Genomic DNA, 23,578 nt, shown 5'->3' with positions numbered 1-23,578 from the left:
ATAAAAAAGTAATTGTGGAATGAGGCACGACTTGCTAAAGTGATTATGACAAAGTCGCTCGGTAATTAGACCGACAGTTTCCCTTGGTAATCACACCATTGCAATACGGGTGCCAGAAAGAAATGATTGTTGTCAACAAATTGACGAAACGAGCCTTTATCTTCATAAGCAAAATTCAGACGATATAACAATGAATTATCCTGATTCAAACCACCCGTGGCATCCACCGTGGTACGAAATGTATTGTACGAACCAAATTGTTGTTGTACCGAGTAATATGGGGTTGCCTGCGGCATCTTGGTAACGAGATTAATCATGCCACCCGGTTGAATTCTTCCAAACAGAATCGATGCCGGCCCTTTGAGCACTTCAATTCGCTCCAGATTGGCGGTTTCTCTTGGACCGGTTTGCGTCAATGCGGATTGAAAACGTACACCGTCACGGTAATAGTCAAATGTTTCAAATCCACGAATATTAAAGGATTCAACTAAGCCGAATCCTTGTTGCGGAAAAACGCCGCTGACGTTATTTAATGATTGTTCCAGTGTAATCGCCTGTTGATCATTCAATACCGATTTGGGTACCACCTGAATCGCCATCGGCGTTTCCATGACCGGTGTCTCGGTTTTGGTCGCAGTGGAGGCTGTGGGCACTTTATACTGCGTGCTGTAAGGTGAATTGGAATCAAGATTGCTGGTGACGGTAATTTCCGGCAATTTGGTTGTTTCCTCTGAGTCTTCTGCAGTTTTAACCACATAGGTATTTGTCCCGCTTGCTTCAAAGGTAAAGGGCGTGCCTTGTAACAAACGATTTAACGCTGCTTCAGGGTTCATTGCACCGTCAACGGACTGACTACGAATGCCGCGCATCTGTTCGGCGTTAAACAGCAGTTGTATACCGGTCTGGCTGGATAAACTATGTAGCGCATCCGGCAGATTCTGTACCGGGATATTCAGTGTTGGGTTTTGCGCCTGCGTGGGTCCGGCGAGCAGAAAAAACAGCACAAACGCCCTTAATACAATGTTCATTATTTCTCCCTGTTTTTTTAATTATGGATAAACCAGTGAAACCGGTATATCCATTAAGACGAAAACCGGGAGCAACACCTGACATGTGGTGTTGAAAATAATCGACGGCTGTAGTTATATCGTGTTAACAACGTGTCGCAGCAGGCACATAACGTGCGGACTGCGGTGAGGTGTGCAGCTTGTGCCTGCTACTATATAAAAGCTTTGACAGACCAGTAACCGTTCAGTCTGCGTTGATGGGGTGGTAAGCCCAAAACGGCGGATAGTCCCAGTCAATCCCTGCCAAAATGGAGATGTTTGACGAAAAGAATATTGAAGTCGTAATAAGCGTTTTTGAAAAAACGTAGCTAAGTGATGTCTTTTAAATCTAGCCCGGCAGGTTCCATGATAGGTGTAGCCTTTCTCATGGGCTGAGTGCTTTCATCGATGCTACTCACCAGCGAATAGATGCGTATAAGCTTTGTTACTTTATTAGTAGTTGGAAACAATCTTATCCGTTTTAAACCATCATGGATTATGTGAAGTATTTTTTAAAAAGATTGACAAGTATCCATATTTCCAATACAGTGGAAATATGGAAATGAATATTGCTATTAAAGGGCTTGCTGCATTAGCCCAGGAAACACGCTTAACGATATTCCGAGTCCTGGTTCAAGTTGGAGAACCAGGACTCACGGCAGGCCAGCTTGCAAAGGAGTTAAGAATTCCAAATGCAACGCTATCCTTTCATCTGAAAGAGTTGGCCCATGCAGAGTTGATCATTGCCCGGCAGAAAAGCCGCTTTATCTATTACTCGGCAAATTTCGCAACAATGAATGCACTGATGGGCTATCTTACAGAAAATTGTTGTGCCGGTATTGCATGTGATTCTACTGCAGTTTGCTGTGATGATAAGAATAGTTAAAATTTATTTTTTCCTGTTTATCTAACCAAAGGAGACAACATTATGAAACGTTTTCATGTACATATCGCCGTCGATAATTTTCAGGATAACATCCGTTTTTATTCTGCATTATTCGGTGTCGATCCCGCTATCACCAAAACTGATTACGCCAAATGGATGCTGGATGATCCGTTTATTAATTTCGCAATATCTGCAAGGGGTACGAAATCAGGTTTGGATCATGTGGGAATTCAAGTAGATTCCAACGAAGCGTTAAATGAAATGAATCAACGTATTGCCCAAGCAGAGTTGCCTGCCACTGAGCAAAAAAGTGCGCAGTGCTGTTATGCCACATCGAATAAATATTGGACGATTGATCCGCAAGGTATCGCGTGGGAAGTATTTCATTCGCTGACGACAATCCCGACATTTGGTCAGGACACGCCAGTTCCTGTCAAAGCCGGATCTTGTTGCGCGGTCTGATCATGCATGTATTGCTTATTGTCATGCTTATTGGTCTAAAACCCCCGCCTTCAGGCGGAAAATGGCTTTGGCCGTAATCTGGCAACTGGCAACTGGCAATGAAAAGGGTAGCCTTGCTCAGGCGATTCTCACCAGCGACGTGGAGGCATCTAGATTCCCCTGGCACTATGCATTTCGGAACAAGCAAAACCCGATCGACTTGGACGCCATTCTGGCAGGAATTGATTTGGAGTAGCCGTCGATTTTAATGAACTGGACAAATTTCCAGGGTTTGGGCTTGTAGTCCCTTGATCGAGCTATTGTTTCTCGACGTGCAGTACAGTCATGTCGTCAAGTTCGCTGCTTTGCAGTGGAAACAATGTTTTCAATGCCCGGACCAAACCGTCCCGGTCTGTTGCATTGAATTCCCCGCTGACTCTCAGGGTGTTTAATTGCGTATCAATCAGCCTGACCGGGCGAATGTGATAACGGTTGATCTGTTGGACGACTTCGCTCAGCGGCGTATCCCGGAAAACCAGCCTGTTTTTACGCCAGGCGGCCACGGTTCCGGTATCCGTCCGGAGAGTGTCCGACAATCCATGTTTCGAGTAGGACAGTTGCTGTCCGCTCTGAATGATTGCTGAAGGAAAGAGCAAATCGTCCAGACTTATTTCAACAGCACCTTCAAGCACTGCAACAGTCGTTTTATCCTTTTCCAGGTTGACATTGAATTCGGTGCCGATATCCCGTATCGTACCGTTTCCCGCATACACTTCAAACGTACGCAAGCGCTCATTGCCGATCTTGAATAAAGCTTCGCCGTGTTCTATGGTCACTTTTCGGGTTAGTCCGAATAATGCCAGCCGCAGTTTTGTGTTCGTATTGATGTCGATGGTGGTGCCGTCTGCCAGTTTGATTTGTTCACGTTCGCCTATCGCCGTTATGATGACTTCTTCATAATGTACAAGCCAATGCAATGCGCTGAACATGACCATGATTAAAATGATTCCCACAATAGTGGAATGACGTTTTTTTTGAGGCTTCCGCTCCTCCAGTTGGTCAAGGTTTTGCCATAGCCGGACATATTGCTGATACTCCGCACGATGCGCTTCGCTTTGTGCCAGCCATGCCTCAAAGGTCTTTTGCTCGGCGTGATTGTGATCACTTTGCTGTATGCGCAAAAACCAGGCTGCCGCCTGCTCGGTCAGTGAATTTTCTTCAACTTCGAATCGCGTTTGTTCAGTTTGCTGCGGTTTTTCCATGGCGTCGGTTAGAGCAATACCTGACGTAAGCGCACTAGTGCATGGATCAGCAGTTTTTCAACAGCGTTGCGAGAGATACCGAGTTTTGCGGCAATTTGAGCGTGTGAATAACCATCAAATTTATGCAGCACAAATGCGCGATGACATTGCGGAGGCAATGCCTCGATAACGACACAGAGTTTTTCTAGTGTTTGACGCGCACTTGCAATGCGAGCAGGATCGGATGCGTCGTTTAACGGCTGTTCATGCTCTGGCAGTTCATCAATGCTGATGTGTTTTGAATGTTTCACTTGCAAGCGATGATAATCAATTGCAAGATTCCCGGCGATGCGGTATAGCATCGCACGGATATTGTGTAGTGGGTCGCCGGTCTGATAACCCATGATCCGGATAAATGTTTCCTGCGTCAATTCCGCTGCAACTTCATGACAACCCACGTGCCTGAAAAGAAAAGCGCGTAACTCACCAACATGACGCAGATAGATATTGGTGAGTAAGAGAGAGGGGTTCATTAATTCGGTTGATATGGTGGCTTCGCTTAATGCAACCGGATTATGCTTGACAGTAAAGCGGAATGGAATGCGACATATTGTCGCACTCCGCTACTGGACAGTACGCAATTGTATCTGCGTTAAGCCCAATAAATGTTCAGGATTCGTTTTTGATTTTTTATCTGCTATCGATCTTATCTCTGGCTTTTTCCGCTTCGGAGCTGATCCGGTCTATGGTTTTCCGAAATTCAGCTTGCGTGTCATTGGCCGTTTTGGCGATTAGATCATTGTCGGTATTCGCTTCCTTGATCAGGCAGGAATTATATGCCAGCGCGCGGTCTTGCCATTCGTTGATCGCTTCAACGCTTCGATTGAAATTTTCTGCACTGGTTACATCGATAGCAGGCGGCTCGGGTTTTTCGCCACAATTCGCTGGCGACCAGATGCCGTCAATGAGTGTGCCGGCGTTACTGGCGGTGTGTGTCAGCGATAAAATAATCATAATGAGAAAGTTCTTTTTCATAGTTGTCTCCTGTGAAAATGGGCGGGGATGATGGCATGTTTGTATAGAACGCATGGATGTACTGATAAAATTTGTTCCTATATCAGCCGGGTTGACAGATTGCTGTCTCTGTATTCATTGTTGAATATACACTAAGCCTGTGCTTTTCTTTTTCAATCGGCATTTTTCATTTGAGAGATAGTTGCCGGCAAAGAAGTTACAACCTGGGGTGGTATGGATGTGATGAGACAGATGCCGGATTTCATAGGTTTTAGTCAGCAGTAAGAGCGTGATTTACCGTATTTGAATTGTAACCGAGGAGATGCGATGTTGCAGCTAATTGTACAGTTCATGCTGACAGTCTTGTGCAGTGAGAACAGGATTGAACATAGCGCTTTGGTGCGTTAAGTAGAGCATACAAGCATAGTGGGTCATCCACTGTTATGCTCGGTTAATACTCAACTGACCATACATGGATGTATATCGATAAACACAAACTAAAATAAATCTAATAGCATTTTTCCGGCCAGACAATATAGCAGTATGACAAAAATCTTCTCGAGTGTGGCAGCTTGTGTGGAGTGTGTTGTTCTCGCGCCAAGCGGCGCTGTGAGCATACTGGCCAGCACCAGCCAACCTAGTGCAGGCAGGTAGACGTATCCAAGGCTATCCTCCGGCAGGGGTTGCAGTTGCATGAATCCATTCAAAATATATCCGGTTGTTCCCGCAACAGCGATAGGAAAACCAATAGCAGCAGCTGTGCCGATAGCGTGCTGGAGTTTGATATTACATGCTGTTAAAAAGGGGATTGTCAAAAGCCCGCCCCCGATGGCGACCAGGCTGGATACTGCACCGATTATTCCGCCGGCGGCAAAAAGAGCAGGCTTGGTAGGAAGACTGGGGTGCTTGTTTGAATGTGGTTCTCGCTTTGATCTTGATTTTAAGATCAGTTTTAACAGCATTTTTGTTGCGGCATAAAAAATAAACAGGATGAAGATGATGCGCAGAATCAAGCTAGAAAGTGTTCCGGCCAATACTGTTCCACTCAGCGTTCCCACCACGATGCCGGGCGTCATGTATTTGAATATTTCCCATTTAACAGCTTCATGCTTGTTGTGTATGTATAAGCTGGACGCGGAAGTGAAAATAATGGTGGCCATGGTTGTGCCCAGTGCCAGATGAAAAATGCTTTCCGGTGGAAAATCCTGTACGGTGAAAATGAGTGTGAGTGTAGGGACAATTATGAGTCCGCCGCCAATCCCGAGTAAGCCGGCAAAAAATCCAACAATGGCACCCAGCAGTAAATAAATGAGCCACCATTCCATTTAATGTGGATTATGCCTTTAAAATTCTTAGAATAAACTGCCATTCATCTGGATCGACAGGCGTAATGGATAAGCGATTGCCTGGCTGTAGAATTCGCATACGCTTTAATTCCGGATACTGGCGTAATTCTTTAATAGTCAATAAGCGTGTTTTTTGTATGAGCGTGATTTCAACGTTAAACCAGCGTGGATTTTCCAGGTTGGCTTTAGGGTCGTGGTATCTGCTTTTAGAATCAAATTGCGTGGCGTCGGGGTAGGCGGGCCTGGTGACTTCCGCCATGCCGGTAATCCCAGGCTGTGGACAACAGGAATGATAAAAAAATGCTTGATCTCCGATATTCATTTGTTTCCACATAAAATTACGTGCCTGATAATTACGTACACCGTCCCACGCGGTTGTCTGATCAGACGAAGCAGCTAAATCATCGATGCTGAATTTGTTGGGCTCTGATTTAAACAGCCAGTAGCGCATTGGAGTTCTGGGTTTGTTAAACTACTGAGTATTTTACCTTGAATGAACTTGCGTTTGATAGAAGATCCATTTTGGAGTTTTGTCGCCAAGATAGTCATTGATGGGAAATGTTTTATTAAAAACATAAGTACAGATTGTAATAATGGGAGAATTTCTATTATCTGATCGTTTGGCGGCTTAACAATTAACGTATAAAAGTAAGTTAAAAAGGGAATTAATTTGTTTTCTCATTCTCTATAATAACAATTTGGTTGATTTGAAATTACTGTATAGTTTTTTAATCTATTTTATAAATTTGGAGGATGAATAATAATTTATGGCCGATGATGAAAAAAAACCTGTCAATCCAGAATGGGAACGACAGTTAATTGAAGGACTAGCTTTTGCAGCCTTGCGGGAACAGCGGCGGACTCGAGTTTGGGGCATTTTTTTCAAATCGCTTACTTTTATATATCTTTTTCTGATTTTTTTTGCGGCTACAGACTGGCTTGGAGATTCGTCTGTCAGGATTTCGGATAAACATACTGCTGTTATTGACCTGAATGGCATGATCATGCCTGATAGCGTCAACAGCGCTGCCAATATTAATTCGAGTTTAAGATCAGCTTTTAAGGACAAAGGTACTCAGGGTGTTATATTGCGTATTAACAGTCCTGGTGGCAGTCCTGTTCAGGCAGGTTATATCAATGACGAAATACGCCGGTTGCGCGCAGACTATCCTGACATTCCACTGTATGCGGTAATTGGTGATGTTTGTGCTTCAGGCGGTTACTATGTTGCAGCTGCGGCTGACAAAATTTTTGTGGATAAAGCTAGTCTTGTCGGTTCGATTGGTGTACTGATGGACGGTTTCGGCTTTACCGGTACGCTTGATAAACTCGGTATCGAGCGGCGACTGTTAACTGCTGGGGAACATAAAGGTTTTTTGGATCCGTTTACTCCTTTAGATCCTAAGCAACGTGAACATGCAACCGGTTTGTTGAGCGAAATACATGAACAGTTCATCGGTGTTGTGCAGCAAGGCAGGGGTGACCGTCTGAAAGATGCTCCAGAAATTTATAGTGGGGTGATATGGACGGGACAGAAAAGTATTGAACTTGGGTTGGCGGATGAAATGGGCAGTGCCGAATACGTGGCGCGTGAAGTGATAAAAGCTGAAGAAATTGTCAATTATTCAACGCGTGAGAGCCTGATCGACCTTTTTGCCAAACGGGTCAGTGAGGTTTCTTTAGCGATATTGACTCAAAACAGTTTGAGCCTCAGGTAGACAACATTTGATGGTAAATTATTGCGGACCAGGTTTGGTTGCTTAGTAGCTACTGAGGGCTGATTCATAAAACGGTGTGTGCATTTATCAGCTCTCAATGTTTTATGGTTGTAAATGTTTCAATAACTGTACTAGTGCCTGGCCTCGGTGACTTATCTTGTTTTTTTCGTCTGTGTTTAGTTCTGCAGCTGTTTTGCCGAGCGCTGGGACAAGAAAATAGGGATCATAGCCAAACCCACTCTCGCCACGCGCTTCTGAAATAATTTCGCCGTGCCATAATCCTTCTGCGATTATGGGTTGTGGGTCGTCAGTATGGTGTAACAGAACAATGACGCAATAATAATATGCGCTGCGATCGGATTCTTTGTTTAATGCTTCAACCAGTTTCTGGTTATTGCGTTGATCTGATTTGGGTTCGCCTGCGTAACGCGCTGAAAAAACACCTGGAGCTCCTTTCAATGCATTAACACAAATACCGGAGTCATCTGCCAGAGCGGGTAATCCAGTGTGATGGCAAGCATGTCTTGCTTTTGCTAGCGCATTTTCTATAAATGTTGCGTGGGGTTCTGCGACTTCAGGTGTGTTGAAAACAGATTGCGGCAATACCTCAATGCTGAGCGGTTCAAGAAGGGTGTTAATTTCATGTAATTTACCTTTGTTTCCGCTGGCGATCACCAGCTTGCTCAAGTTATGCATTGAATTTAATGGACGCCTAGTGCGGTTTTCTGGATTAATATTAATTCCTGGATGCCTGCTTCTGCAAGATCCAGCATTTGATTCAATTCGCTGCGTGTAAAAGAGATACCTTCAGCTGTTCCCTGTATTTCCACAATTCCGGCATTGCCGGTCATAATGACATTCATGTCGGTATCACAGGTTGAGTCTTCCTGATAATCGAGATCCAGTACCGGCATTCCCTGAGAAATTCCTACCGAGACAGCGGCGATATGATCAAGTATCGGTGTTGTTTCTATAAGCTGTTGATATAAAAGACTTTCAACGGCGTCATGTAAAGCGACAAATGCACCAGTAATACTTGCTGTCCGGGTGCCGCCATCGGCTTGAATAACATCGCAGTCAATTTGTATGGTGCGTTCACCCAGCATGGTTAAATCAATAATCGCACGCAGGGAGCGACCTATCAGACGCTGAATTTCCATGGTTCGCCCACTCTGTTTTCCACGCGCTGCTTCACGTAACATGCGTTCATTCGTAGAACACGGAAGCATGCCGTATTCTGCGGTCAGCCAACCCTGATTCTTACCTTTTAAAAAGGGTGGCACTTTTTCGCTGATGCTTGCTGTACAGATTATTTTTGTATCACCACTTTCGATAAGTACTGCGCCGTCGGCATGTTTGGTATAGTGGCGTGTTATTTTGACGGGGCGGATCTGCGAGGCGTTACGGTTATGGCTGCGTGTCATGTTAAATAGTCGGTGATTAAAAGCGGTAGGCAGGTTTGGAAGGTGTGCCACTGGAGACTGTGAGCACTTCATGTCCGTCCTCGGTAACTAGAATGGTATGCTCCCATTGAGCGGATAAGCTGCTGTCTTTAGTGGTAATCGTCCATCCATCAGGCAAGTGTCGAATAGCGGCTTTGCCCGCATTAATCATGGGTTCAATAGTAAAAATCATGCCTGGTTTGAGCTCCAGACCGGAACCTGCTTTGCCATAGTGTAAAACCTGCGGGTCTTCGTGAAACTTTTTCCCAATACCATGGCCACAAAATTCCTTAACGACGCTGTAGCCGACACCTTCTGCCAGTTTTTGAATGGTATGACCGATATCTCCAAGATGATTCCCCGGTTTGACGACATCAATGCCTCGCCACATGGCTTCGTAAGTCAATTCGCATAAACGCTTGGCCTGGATAGACGGGTCTCCTACGTAAAACATGCGGCTGGTATCACCATGATATCCCTCACTGATGACCGTAACATCAATATTGACAATGTCTCCGTTTTTCAACTTTTTCTTACCGGGAATTCCATGGCATATCTGATGATTAACCGAAGTGCAGATTGATTTTGGGTATGGCGTATGTCCTTTAGGTGCATAATGTAAGGGTGCAGGAATGGTTTTTTGCACGTCGACCATATAATTGTGGCATAACGTATCCAGTTCTTCAGTTGTAATTCCAGGCTTTACATAAGGGGTGATGTAGTCCAGAACTTCAGAAGCCAGTTTCCCCGCGACACGCATTTTTTCGATTTCTATAGCGGTTTTTATGATGACATTCATGTTTGATTCATGGTGATTTATCAAAAGGCGTTGATTTATGTGATCAGCCGTGCTTATTATAAGCGTTCACAGGTGGTATGTACCAGCTTGCTGCCAGTAAACTGTGTGGCCAGGTTTTGTAGTTTGGCGATATTGTCTGTATCTGCTTCAAAAAATAATAATTTTTTTTGTTCGATACTGCGCGTGTGAATTGCTACATTGGTAATTCCCTTGCTGTTCAGTTTGTTCAGCAAATTCTGAGCTGCTGTTTTGTCTTCCAGGTCGCCAAAAAAAATGGCATTTAGCCAAGGGCCTTGTTCTCGAACGCGATAACTGATAATGCCCATGTTTCTTAATTTATTGATTTCTCTCTCAACAGCTTCTCTATTTTCAAAAGGGGGTGTATGTACCCGGTATTTAGTAAGCGAAGTAGAGGAGGTTTTCTTATAGGGCCTTTTCAGACCGAGTTTGCTAATAGCAGCTTCGGCCAGACTTAAGCTTTGTCCTGAGAAGGTTCCCCATTTTATACAACTCTCCTCAGCAGGCAACAAGATTATTTTTTCTGGATTCATAACCGGCGAGACAGATTTCCGATTTTGCTGATTCGATTGATAGTACATTGCAATCGCAAACAAAATATTGGTAAGGAGTAAAAAAGGAAAAATTGCTTTCATTAAGATATTAAATTTATATGCGCATTTTCATTGAATCTGGTTGTGAACAATCCTGTGGCTTGATAAAATGCCATGTTAATCTTATGGATAAAATGTAACAGAATTTTGATGGCATAAAAATATGGAATACAAAAAATGATGAAAATGATTAAAACCAGTATGGCAATGGCCGCAATACTTGCAATGGCTTTTTCTACATCAGCTTTGGCAGCTGGAGATATTGCCAAAGGTCAGGAAATTGCAGCGGGTGTTTGTGCTGGATGCCATAATGCCGATGGCAACAGCATTATACCCATAAATCCTAAACTGGCTGGTCAACATGCTGAGTATATCACCAAGCAGTTGATGGATTTTAAAGTGGAGGAAGGCAAAACATCTAAACGCAATAATCCTGTAATGGCTTCCATGGTTGCAGCACTGACACAGGAAGATATGGAAAATCTGGGTGCTTTTTATGACGCGCAGGATGCAGCGTCCGGAGCAGTATCTGGCAATAAAGAGCTCTTGGAAATAGGTAAAATACTTTATCATGGCGGCAATATTGAAAATGGTGTGCCTGCTTGTGCGAGCTGTCATGGGCCGACGGGTTCAGGCGTTCCGCCGCATTATCCAATGCTGGCTGGACAGCACGCTGAGTACACCTTGGTGCAACTCAATCTATTTAATACGGGTGATCGTTCCAACGATGATGGTGTTATGAAAAAGGTACTTACACGAATGAGCGGTGAACAAAAACGCGCTGTCTCCGAGTATATTCAAGGAATGCCGCTAACAAAGTAAGTTGTCAGTAGTAAGAAGTATAAGCATAAGCATATACATATCCAGAAAAACGGTAAAAGGGGGCATGATGCGCAGACATAGCGTGATTCCTGTCGCCTTTTTACCGCTTTAGTTTTCGTTTTTACCAGTCGGCGAAAATGCTTTCTGCAGCGGATAACGTTTCGTTAATTTCTGAGCTGTCATGCATTGAAGAGACAAAGCCGGCTTCAAAAGCCGATGGCGCAAAGTAAACTCCTTTGGCCAGCATCGAATGGAAAAACCGGTTGAATGCATCCTTGTCGCAAGCCATCACTTCTGCAAAACTGGCTGGAATATGCTTGCTGAAATAGAGTCCAAACATGCCCCCTACGGATTGCGCGCAAAAATCAATACCGTGTTTTTGAGCACTGACTGTCAGTCCTTCGGTCAGTTGGCGCGTCTTGTTGGTGAGGTTTTCATAAAAACCGGTTTCCTGAATTAATTTTAGAGTAGTAAGTCCCGCTGCAACGGCAACGGGATTGCCCGAAAGCGTTCCTGCCTGATAGACGGCACCGACGGGCGCCAGGTATTGCATAATTTCCCGTCGTCCTCCGAATGCCGCCATTGGCATTCCGCCGCCAATGACTTTGCCGAGTATTGTAAGATCGGGTTTGATTTGGTAAAGGCCCTGTGCGCAATCTAAGCCAACACGAAAACCTGTCATGACTTCATCAAATATTAAAACACTGTCATGTTGTGTACATAATGTGCGTAATGTTGTCAGGAATTCAGCTTTAGGCGCTATCAGATTCATGTTACCTGCGACCGGCTCAACGATGACTGCAGCTATTTCATTTCCAAGTTTGTCAAAAGTCTCTTCCAGCCTGGACAAATCATTGTAGTCCAGCACAATTGTATGTCCCGCAATTTCCTGCGGCACTCCTGCAGAACTTGGATTGCCAAAAGTCAACGCGCCCGAGCCGGCTTTTACCAATAAAGCATCGTCATGGCCATGATAGCAGCCTTCAAACTTGATAATTTTGTTGCGGCCAGTAAAGCCGCGTGCGAGTCGTATGGCGCTCATTCCGGCTTCGGTGCCTGAACTGACCAGCCTGATTTGTTCTATAGAAGGAATTAATTTGCATATAAGTTCGGCAATTTCCAGCTCTGCCTCGGTAGGTGCGCCAAATGTCAGCCCCTTTTCTGCTGTCGCCTGAACGGCTCTAATCACCTCTGGATGTGCATGGCCGAGTATCAAAGGTCCCCAGGAACCGACATAATCAATATAAGATTTTCCATCAACATCCCAGAAATAAGCGCCCTGTCCACGTTGAAAAAAAACAGGATATCCCCCGACGGATTTAAATGCGCGAACTGGCGAATTGACACCGCCGGGAATTACTTTCTGGGATTGCTCGAATAGTTGTTGGTTACGTGAAGTCATTGAATCGCTCTCAAAAATAATTTAATAAATACAAATTTTTAATCTAACTATCTAAAAATTCAACCAAAAAACCGAGAAATTGTTTCTGCGGTTTTGTGAATATCTTTTGCCCGATATAGTGCGTAACTTACAGCTACAGCGTCTGCACCATTTTCAATTAAAGTACGCGCATTGGTTAGATTGATGCCGCCAATGCCAATGATTGGTACAGTCAAAGTTTTTTTTGCCTGAACAAGAATGTCAAGTGGTGCAAAAACTGTATTCTGTTTGGTTGAGGTTGGATAAAATGCACCAAAAGCGACATAGTCGGCGCCTTTACTTTCTGCCTGTATTGCTAAATCCAGTCTGTTGTAACAAGTTGCGCCAATTATTTTATCCCTACCCAGCATAGTGCGCGCAGCAGTAATATCCACATCGCTTTGTCCGACATGAATGCCATCAGCATCAATTTCCGTTGCCAGATCCAGGTGATCATTGACAATCATGGGCGTGGCATATGTTCGACAAAGCCTTAAAAGCAAGTTTGCCTGGTGGCGGCGTAAAACTTTATCCGCTAATTTATTACGATATTGTATCAGCTGAGCCCCGCCTGTCAGTATTTGCTCGGTTTGATTGAGCAAAACAGCGGTGTCGGTCAGGTCGGGTGTTATTCCGTATAGACCGCGGATGCTTTGGTTACGCTTTTTCAATTATGCCGGTCTCGATTTGTTTGGCTTATGTGTATCTTTGGCCCAAAACAGTCGATTAGGTATGTTTTGTCCCATGCCGGGTCGAAAGCTGGCATCAAGCGTGTGCCATGTATATTCCTGCGCCGCATATACGCTTTCATTCACAGATAAGCCGTTTGCCATTGATGCCGCAATAGCAGAAGCCAGCGTGCATCCTGAACCATGATAACTACGCGGCAATCGTTTCCAATCATCGGAACGTACATGGCCGTCAGCAGTGAACAGTGCATTTGTAACCAGCGAGGTATTTTCATGTGTGCCAGTAATTAAAACATACTCACATCCCATATCCAGAAGCCTGAATGCGCATTCGTCGAGTGATAGATTGTCTTGATCGTGATCCTGATCCTGATCATCATCATCTTCATCATATAATGCCAGTCGCCTGGCCTCGAGACTGTTAGGTGTCAGGAGCGTTACCTGCGGTAACAGCAAATTTCGCATGGCATCGATCATATCTTCAGTCGCTAATTCGTCACCGCGCCCAGAGGCCAGGACAGGATCCATGATCAAAGGAATGTTTGGATAATCGGATACGATTTCAGCAATTGCCGCAATAATTTCAACACTGCCCAGTAGCCCCAGCTTGAAAGCATGAACGGGCATATCTTCCAGCAAAGTCCTAGCCTGGTTAGTAATCCACTCTGAATCAAGCGGTAAAATATCATCAACGCCCGTTGTATCCTGAACGGTTACCGCGGTAATGACAGACAAGGGGTGACACCCCATACTGGCGATAGTAAGTAAATCAGCCTGTATGCCTGCGCCGCCGCTAGGGTCATTGGCTGCAAATGAAAGTACAATTGGGGGTGGCTGTGACATGCATTAATACCGTAAAATAGCATTTTAACCTAAATGAAAGTGACTATCTATTATGTCTGCTGAAGAGAATCAAAACTATAATCGATATATGTGTCTCATTTGTGGCTATGTTTATGACGAAGCTAAAGGGTCTCCCGAAGAAGGTATTCCTGCAGGCACGCGCTGGGAGGATGTGCCCATTAACTGGACTTGTCCTGAATGTGGTGCACGTAAAGAAGATTTTGAAATGGTGAAAATTTAATGCGAATTCTGCACACAATGTTGCGGGTCGGTGATCTCGAAAAATCACTAGAATTTTATACACAGGTACTGAGCATGAAGCTTTTACGCCGTAAAGACTATCCTGACGGAAAATTTACGCTTGCATTTGTTGGTTACCAGGATGAAGCCATTGGAACGGTTCTAGAACTGACGCATAACTGGGATACCCGGCAATATGATCTGGGAGAAGGTTTTGGCCATATTGCTATTGAAGTGGATGACGCGCATCTTGCCTGTGAAGAAACCCGCAAGCGGGGCGGTAAAGTCACGCGTGAAGCGGGTCCGATGAAACATGGTACAACGGTTATTGCTTTTGTTGAAGATCCTGATGGTTATAAAATAGAATTCATTCAGAAAAAAAACCAGTAGCAGGCATTTTTAGCCATGCAATAAGAAAATTGTCGGTATTTTATTGATATCCGGCAATTTTTGCTTCCACTGTTTGATTGTTTTAGTCGTAACGCTTTCGTGTGAAGATGTCAGATTTGTGGCGACACATAAGTCCGTATCGTCCAGACAGGTCTGAACAATCAGTTCAAGCAAGCCTTGATTACGGTAGGGCGCTTCAATAAAAATTTGGGTTTGATCATGATTACGGGAATGCTTCTCCAATTCTGTAATTGTTTGCACACGTGCGTGCCGCTCGATGGGTAAGTAGCCAATAAAGCAGAATTGCTGACCATTGAGCCCGGAAGCCATTAACGCCAATAAAATCGACGAGGGACCGACCAAAGGGATGACAGGTATCTTGTTATCATGGGCTAACCGCACAAGCCCGCTGCCTGGATCAGCGATGGCCGGAGAACCGGCTTCCGACAATAGGCCAGTATCATTACCTGCTAACAAAGGTTGTAACAATAATGTCAGTTCATCGGGGCGGGTATGCTCGTTTAAGGTTTGCATATGAATTTCCTGTATTGGTAACTTGCATCCAATGTGTTTCAAAAATCGGCGAGCAGTTTTGGGGTGCTCCACAATATAGTAGGTAAGCTGTTGAATTGATTGTTTAACTGCCCTTGGTATGACCCAATCAATGTCATTGTCGCTGATCGGTGAGGGAATGAGATACAACTTGCCTGTCATGCTATGTTGGTTAATGTTGTTTAACAACCTGTCAGTGGAGTACACGCGGTACAGTCAAAATAAATTCTGGGATGGGTACGTCAAAATGCACTCCGTCTTCAGCCGCCATTTGATAACTGCCCTTCATGGATCCTGCTGCAGCCGAAATGACAGTGCCACTGGTATATTCGAAGGTGTCGCCTGGTTTGAGCAAGGGTTGTTCCCCAACAACACCCAGGCCGCGCACTTCATGCACAGTGCCGTCACCGTTGGTAATAATCCAGTGGCGGCTGATCAGTTGTGTGGCGACCGTACCTTTATTGGCAATGGTAATGGTGTAGGCAAAAACATGTTGGTCGGTCTCCTCATCGGACTGATCCGGTAAATAAGTGGTGCGAACACTGATGTTGATTTCATATTTTTTTTCTATCATAAGCTAATTGCACACTATTTTTATGGCTGTATCAAGTACTAAATACAGCAGTCGTAGAAATCAATTCACTTCTTCATTAACGCGGTGAGGTCATTTACGGTTAAAATAGCGTATTTGAATTCAGAGAGGATATTGTATGTATCGTATTGCCCCCAGTATTTTATCAGCCAATTTCGCAAAACTTGGCGAAGAAATCACCAATGTGATTGATTCAGGTGCTGACATAATTCATTTTGATGTCATGGATAATCATTATGTTCCGAATCTAACGATTGGTCCGCTCGTATGCGAAGCTATTCGACCCCTTACCACTGCTATGATTGATGTCCACCTGATGGTAGAGCCCGTGGACCGGATTGTTCCCGACTTTGCCAAGGCGGGGGCTAATATTATTTCCTTTCACCCGGAAGCATCTGGACATATTGATCGCACCATTGGTCTCATCAAAGAACATGATTGCCTGGCTGGTCTAGTGTTCAATCCGGCCACGCCGCTGCATTATCTCGATCACGTGCTGGATAAACTTGATTTGATACTTATTATGTCGGTTAATCCTGGTTTTGGCGGGCAGAAATTCATTCCTGAAGCGCTCAATAAGCTCAAGGCAGTGCGCAAGCGTATTGATGAAAGCGGTAGAAATATCATGCTGGAAATCGATGGTGGCGTTAAGGTCGATAATATTGCCGAAATCGCCCGAGCAGGTGCCGACACTTTTGTCGCCGGTTCCGCAATTTATCATGCTGGCAAAGACAGTGACCCGCATCGTTACGACACCATCGTTTCAGCATTACGTGCAGAACTCGACAAAGTATAAGACATGAGCGATAAAAACCATAAATAAACACTTTACATGAATAAGCAACTTTACTCCTACGCAAATACAACCGTCAAGAAACCGGATTTTCCATTGGCTGTCAAAGTCGTGATGATTGATTTAGACGGAACATTACTGGATACTGCTGAAGATCTGGCACTGGCTGCAAATCTGATGTTGCAGGACCTGGGTAGACCAGCGCTATCGGTTGCAACGATAAAATCATATATCGGGAAAGGCATAGAAAGACTCATCAAACGTGCATTGACGGGCGATCTTGATGGTGAGCCTGAGTCGCAATTGCTGGAAAAAGCATTGCCTATTTACAAAAAGCATTATGCTGAAAACGTGCATGTCAATACAAAACCTTTCCCTGGCGTTAAAGAGGGCGTGGCGCAATTGTTGCAAGCCGGATTTCATCTGGCTTGTATCACCAATAAATCAGAAAGTTTTACATTGCCATTGTTGCAGGCTACCGGATTTCATGATTACTTTGAAATTATCCTATCCGGTGACAGCTTGCCCCGTAGAAAACCCGATCCATTACCGCTGACGCATATTTGCAAGCATTTTAATGTGCAGCCGCATGAGGCGATATTATTCGGTGATTCGCTTAATGATGCCACTGCTGCCCGTGCAGCTGGCTGTCACGTTTTTTGTGTGCCCTACGGTTATAATGAGGGTCATGATGTGCATGAGCTCGATTGTGACGCTATCGTACCATCGCTGGTTGAAGCGGCGCAATTAATCGTCAAAGCCGTCCCAAACAAATGAAACAATACTTGAATACCGTCATTTGTTTCATGGAATCAGTCAAAGAACCTCCTGAATTAAATTTGTTTCTGACTGTTTTGTCCTATAGGGGGTTATAGGGTGACTGAAAGTGAATTCAATAGACTGGCCGAGCAAGGCTATAATCGTGTTCCCGTGGTATTGGATACCTTTGCTGATCTGGATACCCCGCTTTCAGTTTATCTTAAGCTGGCGAATAATCCCTATTCATATCTGCTTGAATCGGTACAGGGAGGAGAACGTTTTGGCCGATATTCTTTTGTTGGTTTGTCCGCAACTACGCGTATTGAAGCACGAGGGAATCATGTGCGCGTGATCAACGGGCAGAAGATCAAAGAAGAGAAAGTCGACGATACATTGGATTTTATCAATAATTATCTGACGCAGTTTAAAGCAGCGTCATATAAGGGATTGCCAAGATTCTGCGGAGGACTGGTCGGTTATTTCTCATACGATACCGTACGATATATAGAACACAAACTGGCAGGGCATGCACGGCCAGATGCGCTGAATACGCCGGATGTATTGTTGCTGCTTTCAGAAGAACTGGCGGTTGTGGATAATCTTTCCGGCAAGTTATATCTGATTGTTTATGTGGACCCGAATGTCGATGGCGCTTATCAGGCAGGTAAAAAGCGTTTGGAGAATTTACTGGAAAAACTGCGTCAACCGGTGGAAATTCCCACCGAGCGGGCTGTCAGTAAAGCACCTGCTGTATGTGAATTTCAAGAAAGAGATTTTATTGCCGCTGTTGAGCGCGCCAAGCAATATATTTATGACGGTGACATCATGCAGGTTGTTTTGTCCCAGCGTACCAGCAAACCGTATCATGCTTCAACACTTGGGCTGTATCGGGCATTGCGTAGCTTGAATCCGTCGCCTTATATGTTTTATTATCATTTTGATGATTTTTATGTGATAGGGGCTTCGCCGGAAATCCTGGTGCGCCTGGAAGATGACATGGTAACGGTTCGACCCATTGCAGGTACGCGTCCACGCGGCAAGAACTCGCAGCAGGATGCTGAGCTTGCGACTGATTTGTTAGCCGATCCGAAGGAGCGGGCGGAACATGTCATGCTGATGGACCTGGGCCGCAATGATATCGGTCGTGTGGTACAAACCGGGAGTGTCAAAGTTACGGAAAATATGCGAATTGAAAATTATTCACATGTCATGCATATCGTTTCCAATGTAGAAGGCAGACTGAAACCAGGACTCAATGCAATGGATGTGTTACGTGCAACATTTCCTGCCGGAACCGTCAGTGGGGCACCCAAGGTACGTGCCATGGAAATAATCGATGAACTCGAAATTTCTAAGCGTGGTGTGTATGCCGGTGCGGTTGGATATCTTGGCTTCAATGGCGATATGGATCTAGCTATAGCCATTCGTACCGGTATCATCAAAGACGGTAAACTGCATGTTCAAGCTGGTGCAGGTATTGTCGCCGATTCAGTACCACAAAATGAATGGATAGAAACGCAGAATAAGGCAAAAGCAATTCTACGTGCTGCTGAAATTGCTGAAGAAGGACTGGATTATAAGTTCGATTAATTGAAACAAAAATCCGATGGCTAACGCATTTGACAACTGGCCGCCTGATAAAGCGATATCTGCTGTTATAGCTTATGCACGATATCACTTTATGCAGGAATTGAAGGCTATCGATATTGTGGATTACCCTGTGGACTTGCCGTTTCAGCGACATAAATTTCAACACGGCGGTTCATGTTTCTGCCAGCAGGTGTGTTGTTGGATGCAATCGGCTCGTAGGAACCACGACCATCAATCTGGATGCGGTGATGGGGTACCCCGCGCTGTACCAGATAATCCCGGGTACTTGCCGCACGATTGACCGACAATGGATTATTAATGGCATCGTTACCTGAATTATCTGTATGTCCGATAATGGTTACCTGTGTGCCAGGGTTCTGCAACAGGCTTGCAGCGAAGCTGTTGAGTATCGGTTTCATACCCGGCTTGATTTGCGCGCGACCTGTGTCGAAGGTAATATCGCTTGGTATGTCGAGTTTCAGTCGGTTGTCAGCTGTTTGCGAAACCTGGACACCAGTGCCTTCTGTAACTGTTTCCATTTGCCGTTTTTGTTCTTCCATTCTTTGAGACCATGCATGACCTGCTGCGGCACCTACTGCGGCACCTGCGGCCGCGCCAATTGCAGCTCCTTTACCTTTGCCCGCGAGACCACCAATCAATGCGCCGGTTGCAGCACCTGCTACTGCGCCTTGTGCTGTGCCGCGTTGTGTTGGCGACATATTCGCGCAGCCGCTCAATACAATTCCTATTATTATTGCCGCTGCAATCATTATCTTGCGATGCATATAACCTCCATTAAACAGGATTATTTCAAAAGGAACCAGATAGTATCTATTTATATAGATTGATTGATATGTTGTTCATTTCATTATTGCAGCATATATTATATGCCTTGTCATTTCGATATCAAGGGAATTGGTTATTGTGGAAAAAAATGTTATCTCATGTGAATTACATGACTTTGTTGAAGTTGCCTGTATGTATGGCTATGAACTCAGACTGACCTTGAAAAATAATCAGGAAATAGTGGGCAAGGCAATCGATATTGTTCAATCCGCCGATAAACATGAATTTCTGGTTGTTGATAACGGTTCAGAGCAGCAAATAGACTTAATTGAACTCTCGAAAATGGAGGTGCTCACGCCACATGCAAAATTTTCTGAGGTTGTTTTCTGACAATAGCAGTTTGATATAGAAAAACCTTATTTGCTTGTATGAAGCGTCTCATTCAATATGGACTGGTCTTCCTGATATTGACTTTTTTTTTAGTGGCTGGCACGGTGGTAGTCATTATAAATCTTGATCCAAATGCATTGAAGCCTGTCATCCAACAATGGGTAAAAGAAAACAAAAAACGTTCATTCATCATTGACGGAGATTTGCAGATAGATCTTTATCCGCGTATCGGCATTAGGCTCAGTGAACTAAAGCTCAGCGAATATCAACGCAGCGATCCATTTGCCTCAATTGAAAATGTTCAGATATCGGTATTGGCATGGCCTTTGTTGCGCAAGCAAGTTATTGTCGAACATATAGTGGTTAAAGGAATAAATGCCAAATTTATTCGATATCAGGATGGCCGCATGAATTTTGATGATTTACTGGAGACGGACGATGAGCCGCCTGCATTTACTGTTGATATTGCACAGATAGAATCTGCCGACAATCATCTTGTTTTTATGGATGAGATCACTCAGCAGATCTTTGTGTTGAATGACTTGCATCTGACGACAGGGCGATTGACTTCGAATACCGCACAACAAATCAGTATGCAGAGCCGGTTAATCAGTACCCGCATGGAAAATACCGATAGTGGTAGTATTGCACCTGAAATGACGTTTGAAACTCAATTGAATGTGGCCAATATAGCATTTAATGATCAGGGATTCAGTAGTGATTCGATGCGCCTGTCTATTCAAAACAATGATTTTGCCGACCATTTGACTGCCAGTGTCTCAGTTTCTGACGTGAGAAAATCGTATGATCAACTCGCCGCTGAACTTGTTCAATTTGAACTGGCTGTAAAACAGGGCGAACAAACTGCGCAGATTTCTTTGGATACTCCACTTGCCGCCCGGTTAAAAGATCAACAATGGAATTTATCAAAATTCAAAACAAATTTTGATTTTTTTCACCCCGCGCATGTAGGTAAGCCGCTTCATGGCCGCTTTGCAGGCAATCTGAATCTGAATATGCACGCCGAATCAGTGCATACAGCACTGCAGGGATCATTGTCTGGCAGTACTATTCAAGCTGTTGTTCAAATGAGAAATTTTAGCGAACAAAGCTATGCCTTCGACGTAATGATTGATCAGTTGGATTTGGACTCATTACTGCCGGGGCAGCCATCACAAACACGTGAGCCTGAAGTTGAAAAGAAAGCCCAATTATCAATCAACAAAATGCAAATTCCTGATATCTCGGTGTTCCGTGATTTAAACCTGCACGGCTCAATCCGGATCGGGGAATTGTCTTTTAATGATATCCAGTCTTCCGGTATACATTTAACTATCGAGTCCGGGCAAGATTGCTTTGATATCAGAAACCCGACGCAATAACACTATAATCCATGTCACTGATCGCTGAAGATCTTATTCCATGGCAGGTGAAATATGGTCGTCATTTTCTGCCATGGCAGAACAGGCGTGACCCGTACGCAGTATGGCTATCAGAAATCATGTTGCAGCAGACACAGGTGAAGACCGTCATTCCTTATTATCAGCGCTTTATCGAAAAATTTCCCGATGTTGAAAATCTGGCACAGGCGTCAGTTGATGATGTGCTGGCACTCTGGAGCGGGCTGGGATATTATGCGCGTGCGCGCAACCTGCATCAGGCTGCGCGTGAAATCATACAAAATTATAAAGGCATATTTCCTCAAGACTCAGAAAAAATACAGCAATTGCCCGGTATCGGGCGATCGACGGCGGCAGCAATCACTGTTTTTGCTTATGGTAATCGGGCTGCGATACTGGATGGAAATGTCAAACGTGTTTTTGCACGTTATTTTGGTATTGATCGCTATCCAGGCGAACCTGCTACATTAAAAAAATTATGGGCGCTCGCCGAAGCATCGCTGCCTGAGAATAATGATTCAGATAAGATTAGGATTTATACACAAGCACTCATGGACTTGGGGTCCATGATATGTGTACGTCATAAACCAGCGTGTAGTCAGTGTCCATTAATCAGTCGATGTGTTGCCTATCAAGCAGGCAGTGTTGCACAATTACCCGTGTCAAAGCCAAAAAAACAAATACCCGTAAAAGAAACCGTTTTTATGATTTACCGGCATAATCACAAATTGCTGCTGGAAAAAAGATCTGATAAAGGTATTTGGGGAGGGTTATGGTGTTTTCCAGAATACAATATGGATGACATAATCGTAAATTCAACAAAAAACTCAATGCCTGTTAAGTTACCTCGGCTACCGCATGCCTTTACACATTTCAAATTATGGATACAACCGTGCCTTCGGGAAGTAGATTTGGAAACAGAAACGAAAGCAGATGTTTCGGAAAATCCGATAGTGTGGGTTGAGCCGGATAAAGTGCTTGAACTGGCGATACCTGCACCAGTCAGGAAATTGATTCAGCAACATTTTATAACCTGAATATCCAGCGTACACATTTTATAATGAGCTGGATGTATCGCACTGAAAAAACAAATTACACCCAACAAAAAAAAGATTATGGAAAACTGGCAAGTATGGCGCAAACAGGAACGTAAGCGTTTGATAGCGGATCGTATGGCGGTGTCTGTTGTGCTGCATCAACAATGGAGTCGGTCAATTTCCGCATTGTTACAGCAGGGATTTCCTAACTTACAAAAAATGATAATTGGCTTATATTGGCCTTTTCGAGGCGAATATGATCCGAGAGGTGCTGCGCAATATTTTCTGGAAGCAGGTGCAACCCTTGCCTTGCCAGAAGTTATCGGCAAGAATAAGCCGCTTTGTTTTCGTGAATGGTGGCCGGATATGCCTATGAAAGCGGGTGCTTATGATATTCCGGTACCTCTTGGTACACAACATGTGCAACCGGATGCCCTGATTATCCCGATGGTCGGTTTTGATCAACAAGGCTACCGGCTGGGGTATGGCAGCGGCTATTTTGATCGTACGCTGGCAACCTACACAACCAGTCCGCGTACGATTGGCGTGGCTTTTGAATTACAGCGGCTTGAAAATGTGCATCCGCAACTGCATGATATTGCCATGCACTACGTTGTGACTGAAGCCGGAATATTCCAGGCCGATCAGCATCTGCTCAGACCGATTTCTACAACACAATGCGCCTTAGATAATACGATTGCTCAGGCAAACGGGGAATAGCGAAATCTTTC

Annotated in this window: 30 protein-coding genes and 1 pseudogene; 15 read left to right on the top strand and 16 right to left on the bottom strand. The window is 44.5% G+C overall.

Translation table 11 applies throughout. The features are described 5' to 3' along the window. Positions 1–65: 65 nt before the first annotated feature. A complete protein-coding gene (locus tag C8R11_RS08985; RefSeq protein WP_107795402.1) occupies positions 66–1,028 on the bottom strand; it encodes a TonB-dependent siderophore receptor in 963 nt (320 codons plus the stop codon). Positions 1,029–1,602: 574 nt separating this feature from the next. Between C8R11_RS08985 and C8R11_RS08980 the strand changes: the two genes are divergently transcribed. The 3 genes from C8R11_RS08980 to C8R11_RS16170 all read left to right on the top strand — a co-directional run bounded on the left by C8R11_RS08980 (position 1,603) and on the right by C8R11_RS16170 (position 2,629). Beyond that, the gene (locus tag C8R11_RS08980) at positions 1,603–1,932 is read left to right on the top strand and encodes an ArsR/SmtB family transcription factor (protein WP_107795401.1); all 330 of its coding nucleotides are present in this window, start codon (positions 1,603–1,605) and stop codon (positions 1,930–1,932) included. Positions 1,933–1,974: 42 nt separating this feature from the next. After that, positions 1,975–2,394: an ArsI/CadI family heavy metal resistance metalloenzyme gene (locus C8R11_RS08975; protein WP_107795400.1), complete on the top strand. Its 420-nt coding sequence runs from the start codon at positions 1,975–1,977 to the stop codon at positions 2,392–2,394. Positions 2,395–2,455: 61 nt separating this feature from the next. Then, positions 2,456–2,629 carry a hypothetical protein gene (locus C8R11_RS16170; RefSeq protein ID WP_181258212.1) on the top strand — a complete coding sequence of 58 codons (174 nt, stop codon included), beginning with the start codon at positions 2,456–2,458 and terminating at the stop codon, positions 2,627–2,629. 61 nt (positions 2,630–2,690) lie between these two features. On the opposite strand, the gene C8R11_RS08970 is transcribed toward C8R11_RS16170, so the two are convergent. From C8R11_RS08970 to C8R11_RS08950, 5 genes are all read right to left on the bottom strand, one after another. Continuing rightward, positions 2,691–3,635, bottom strand: coding sequence for a FecR family protein (locus C8R11_RS08970; RefSeq protein ID WP_107795399.1), 945 nt, complete (start codon positions 3,633–3,635; stop codon positions 2,691–2,693). Positions 3,636–3,643: 8 nt separating this feature from the next. Continuing rightward, positions 3,644–4,147 carry an RNA polymerase sigma factor gene (locus tag C8R11_RS08965; protein ID WP_107795398.1) on the bottom strand — a complete coding sequence of 168 codons (504 nt, stop codon included), beginning with the start codon at positions 4,145–4,147 and terminating at the stop codon, positions 3,644–3,646. A 157-nt stretch (positions 4,148–4,304) separates the two neighbouring features. Continuing rightward, complete coding sequence (locus tag C8R11_RS08960) at positions 4,305–4,649, bottom strand: hypothetical protein (RefSeq protein WP_107795397.1); 345 nt, start codon at positions 4,647–4,649, stop codon at positions 4,305–4,307. Positions 4,650–5,125: 476 nt separating this feature from the next. After that, entirely contained in the window at positions 5,126–5,953 is an 828-nt protein-coding gene (locus C8R11_RS08955) for a sulfite exporter TauE/SafE family protein (RefSeq protein ID WP_107795396.1), read from the bottom strand. A gap of 10 nt (positions 5,954–5,963) precedes the next feature. Further along, positions 5,964–6,425: an EVE domain-containing protein gene (locus tag C8R11_RS08950; protein WP_090696802.1), complete on the bottom strand. Its 462-nt coding sequence runs from the start codon at positions 6,423–6,425 to the stop codon at positions 5,964–5,966. 316 nt (positions 6,426–6,741) lie between these two features. Here C8R11_RS08950 and C8R11_RS08945 point away from each other — a divergent pair, with 316 nt between their 5' ends. Continuing rightward, a complete protein-coding gene (locus tag C8R11_RS08945) occupies positions 6,742–7,692 on the top strand; it encodes a S49 family peptidase (protein ID WP_090696803.1) in 951 nt (316 codons plus the stop codon). A 102-nt stretch (positions 7,693–7,794) separates the two neighbouring features. On the opposite strand, the gene rdgB is transcribed toward C8R11_RS08945, so the two are convergent. From rdgB to C8R11_RS08925, 4 genes are read right to left on the bottom strand one after another with little or no spacing between them, the layout of a single operon-like run. Beyond that, on the bottom strand, positions 7,795–8,388 hold the full coding sequence (gene rdgB, locus C8R11_RS08940) for an RdgB/HAM1 family non-canonical purine NTP pyrophosphatase (protein ID WP_146159101.1): 594 nt from the start codon (positions 8,386–8,388) through the stop codon (positions 7,795–7,797). A 5-nt stretch (positions 8,389–8,393) separates the two neighbouring features. After that, a complete protein-coding gene (gene rph, locus C8R11_RS08935) occupies positions 8,394–9,116 on the bottom strand; it encodes a ribonuclease PH (protein WP_107795395.1) in 723 nt (240 codons plus the stop codon). Between the two features lie 16 nt (positions 9,117–9,132). Continuing rightward, positions 9,133–9,954 (bottom strand): type I methionyl aminopeptidase, encoded by an 822-nt coding sequence (map, locus tag C8R11_RS08930; protein ID WP_280523884.1) that lies wholly within the window; start codon positions 9,952–9,954, stop codon positions 9,133–9,135. 35 nt (positions 9,955–9,989) lie between these two features. Further along, on the bottom strand, positions 9,990–10,586 hold the full coding sequence (locus C8R11_RS08925; protein ID WP_107795394.1) for an SPOR domain-containing protein: 597 nt from the start codon (positions 10,584–10,586) through the stop codon (positions 9,990–9,992). 276 nt (positions 10,587–10,862) lie between these two features. On the opposite strand from C8R11_RS08925, the pseudogene C8R11_RS17155 reads away from it, so the two are divergent. Continuing rightward, positions 10,863–10,979: pseudogene (locus C8R11_RS17155) on the top strand (c-type cytochrome); the annotation flags it as partial. A 3-nt stretch (positions 10,980–10,982) separates the two neighbouring features. Beyond that, positions 10,983–11,366 carry a c-type cytochrome gene (locus tag C8R11_RS17150; RefSeq protein ID WP_425320580.1) on the top strand — a complete coding sequence of 128 codons (384 nt, stop codon included), beginning with the start codon at positions 10,983–10,985 and terminating at the stop codon, positions 11,364–11,366. Positions 11,367–11,487: 121 nt separating this feature from the next. Here C8R11_RS17150 and hemL read toward each other — a convergent pair whose 3' ends face one another. The 3 genes from hemL to thiD are packed head-to-tail and all read right to left on the bottom strand — an operon-like array spanning position 11,488 to position 14,318. Next, positions 11,488–12,768, bottom strand: a complete 1,281-nt coding sequence (gene hemL, locus C8R11_RS08915; RefSeq protein WP_107795393.1) for a glutamate-1-semialdehyde 2,1-aminomutase — start codon at positions 12,766–12,768, stop codon at positions 11,488–11,490. A gap of 59 nt (positions 12,769–12,827) precedes the next feature. Further along, on the bottom strand, positions 12,828–13,457 hold the full coding sequence (gene thiE, locus C8R11_RS08910) for a thiamine phosphate synthase (protein WP_107795392.1): 630 nt from the start codon (positions 13,455–13,457) through the stop codon (positions 12,828–12,830). Beyond that, a complete protein-coding gene (gene thiD / locus C8R11_RS08905) occupies positions 13,458–14,318 on the bottom strand; it encodes a bifunctional hydroxymethylpyrimidine kinase/phosphomethylpyrimidine kinase (protein ID WP_107795391.1) in 861 nt (286 codons plus the stop codon). It abuts the gene before it with no gap. Positions 14,319–14,370: 52 nt separating this feature from the next. Here thiD and C8R11_RS08900 point away from each other — a divergent pair, with 52 nt between their 5' ends. Next, positions 14,371–14,559, top strand: coding sequence for a rubredoxin (locus C8R11_RS08900; protein ID WP_090696816.1), 189 nt, complete (start codon positions 14,371–14,373; stop codon positions 14,557–14,559). Next, positions 14,559–14,948, top strand: a complete 390-nt coding sequence (gloA, locus tag C8R11_RS08895) for a lactoylglutathione lyase (RefSeq protein WP_107795390.1) — start codon at positions 14,559–14,561, stop codon at positions 14,946–14,948. The genes C8R11_RS08900 and gloA overlap by 1 nt, the downstream gene beginning before the upstream one ends. 9 nt (positions 14,949–14,957) lie before the next feature. Here gloA and C8R11_RS08890 read toward each other — a convergent pair whose 3' ends face one another. Both C8R11_RS08890 and apaG read right to left on the bottom strand, forming a co-directional pair. Then, positions 14,958–15,482 (bottom strand): SAM-dependent methyltransferase, encoded by a 525-nt coding sequence (locus C8R11_RS08890; protein ID WP_342352464.1) that lies wholly within the window; start codon positions 15,480–15,482, stop codon positions 14,958–14,960. A gap of 211 nt (positions 15,483–15,693) precedes the next feature. Continuing rightward, positions 15,694–16,074, bottom strand: coding sequence for a Co2+/Mg2+ efflux protein ApaG (apaG, locus tag C8R11_RS08885; protein ID WP_090696820.1), 381 nt, complete (start codon positions 16,072–16,074; stop codon positions 15,694–15,696). Between the two features lie 136 nt (positions 16,075–16,210). On the opposite strand from apaG, the gene rpe reads away from it, so the two are divergent. The 3 genes from rpe to trpE all read left to right on the top strand — a co-directional run bounded on the left by rpe (position 16,211) and on the right by trpE (position 19,234). Continuing rightward, positions 16,211–16,888, top strand: a complete 678-nt coding sequence (gene rpe, locus C8R11_RS08880; protein ID WP_107795388.1) for a ribulose-phosphate 3-epimerase — start codon at positions 16,211–16,213, stop codon at positions 16,886–16,888. A gap of 36 nt (positions 16,889–16,924) precedes the next feature. Further along, positions 16,925–17,662 carry a phosphoglycolate phosphatase gene (locus C8R11_RS08875; RefSeq protein WP_090696824.1) on the top strand — a complete coding sequence of 246 codons (738 nt, stop codon included), beginning with the start codon at positions 16,925–16,927 and terminating at the stop codon, positions 17,660–17,662. Positions 17,663–17,761: 99 nt separating this feature from the next. Beyond that, the gene (gene trpE / locus C8R11_RS08870; protein ID WP_107795387.1) at positions 17,762–19,234 is read left to right on the top strand and encodes an anthranilate synthase component I; all 1,473 of its coding nucleotides are present in this window, start codon (positions 17,762–17,764) and stop codon (positions 19,232–19,234) included. Positions 19,235–19,341: 107 nt separating this feature from the next. Here trpE and C8R11_RS08865 read toward each other — a convergent pair whose 3' ends face one another. Then, positions 19,342–20,019 carry a YiaD family glycine zipper/OmpA-like lipoprotein gene (locus C8R11_RS08865; RefSeq protein ID WP_107795386.1) on the bottom strand — a complete coding sequence of 226 codons (678 nt, stop codon included), beginning with the start codon at positions 20,017–20,019 and terminating at the stop codon, positions 19,342–19,344. 139 nt (positions 20,020–20,158) lie between these two features. Here C8R11_RS08865 and C8R11_RS08860 point away from each other — a divergent pair, with 139 nt between their 5' ends. The 4 genes from C8R11_RS08860 to C8R11_RS08845 all read left to right on the top strand — a co-directional run bounded on the left by C8R11_RS08860 (position 20,159) and on the right by C8R11_RS08845 (position 23,567). Then, positions 20,159–20,410, top strand: a complete 252-nt coding sequence (locus tag C8R11_RS08860; protein ID WP_090696829.1) for a Rho-binding antiterminator — start codon at positions 20,159–20,161, stop codon at positions 20,408–20,410. Positions 20,411–20,448: 38 nt separating this feature from the next. Continuing rightward, positions 20,449–21,792, top strand: coding sequence for an AsmA family protein (locus C8R11_RS08855; RefSeq protein WP_107795385.1), 1,344 nt, complete (start codon positions 20,449–20,451; stop codon positions 21,790–21,792). Between the two features lie 11 nt (positions 21,793–21,803). After that, the gene (gene mutY, locus C8R11_RS08850; protein WP_107795384.1) at positions 21,804–22,847 is read left to right on the top strand and encodes an A/G-specific adenine glycosylase; all 1,044 of its coding nucleotides are present in this window, start codon (positions 21,804–21,806) and stop codon (positions 22,845–22,847) included. A gap of 78 nt (positions 22,848–22,925) precedes the next feature. Next, positions 22,926–23,567, top strand: coding sequence for a 5-formyltetrahydrofolate cyclo-ligase (locus C8R11_RS08845; protein ID WP_107795383.1), 642 nt, complete (start codon positions 22,926–22,928; stop codon positions 23,565–23,567). The last annotated feature ends 11 nt before the right edge of the window (positions 23,568–23,578 follow it).

The organism is Nitrosomonas aestuarii (genome assembly GCF_003046585.1).
GTDB lineage: Bacteria > Pseudomonadota > Gammaproteobacteria > Burkholderiales > Nitrosomonadaceae > Nitrosomonas > Nitrosomonas aestuarii.
The sequence above is the reverse complement of the archived record's forward strand: the minus strand, read 5'-3'. Positions and strand labels throughout refer to the sequence as shown.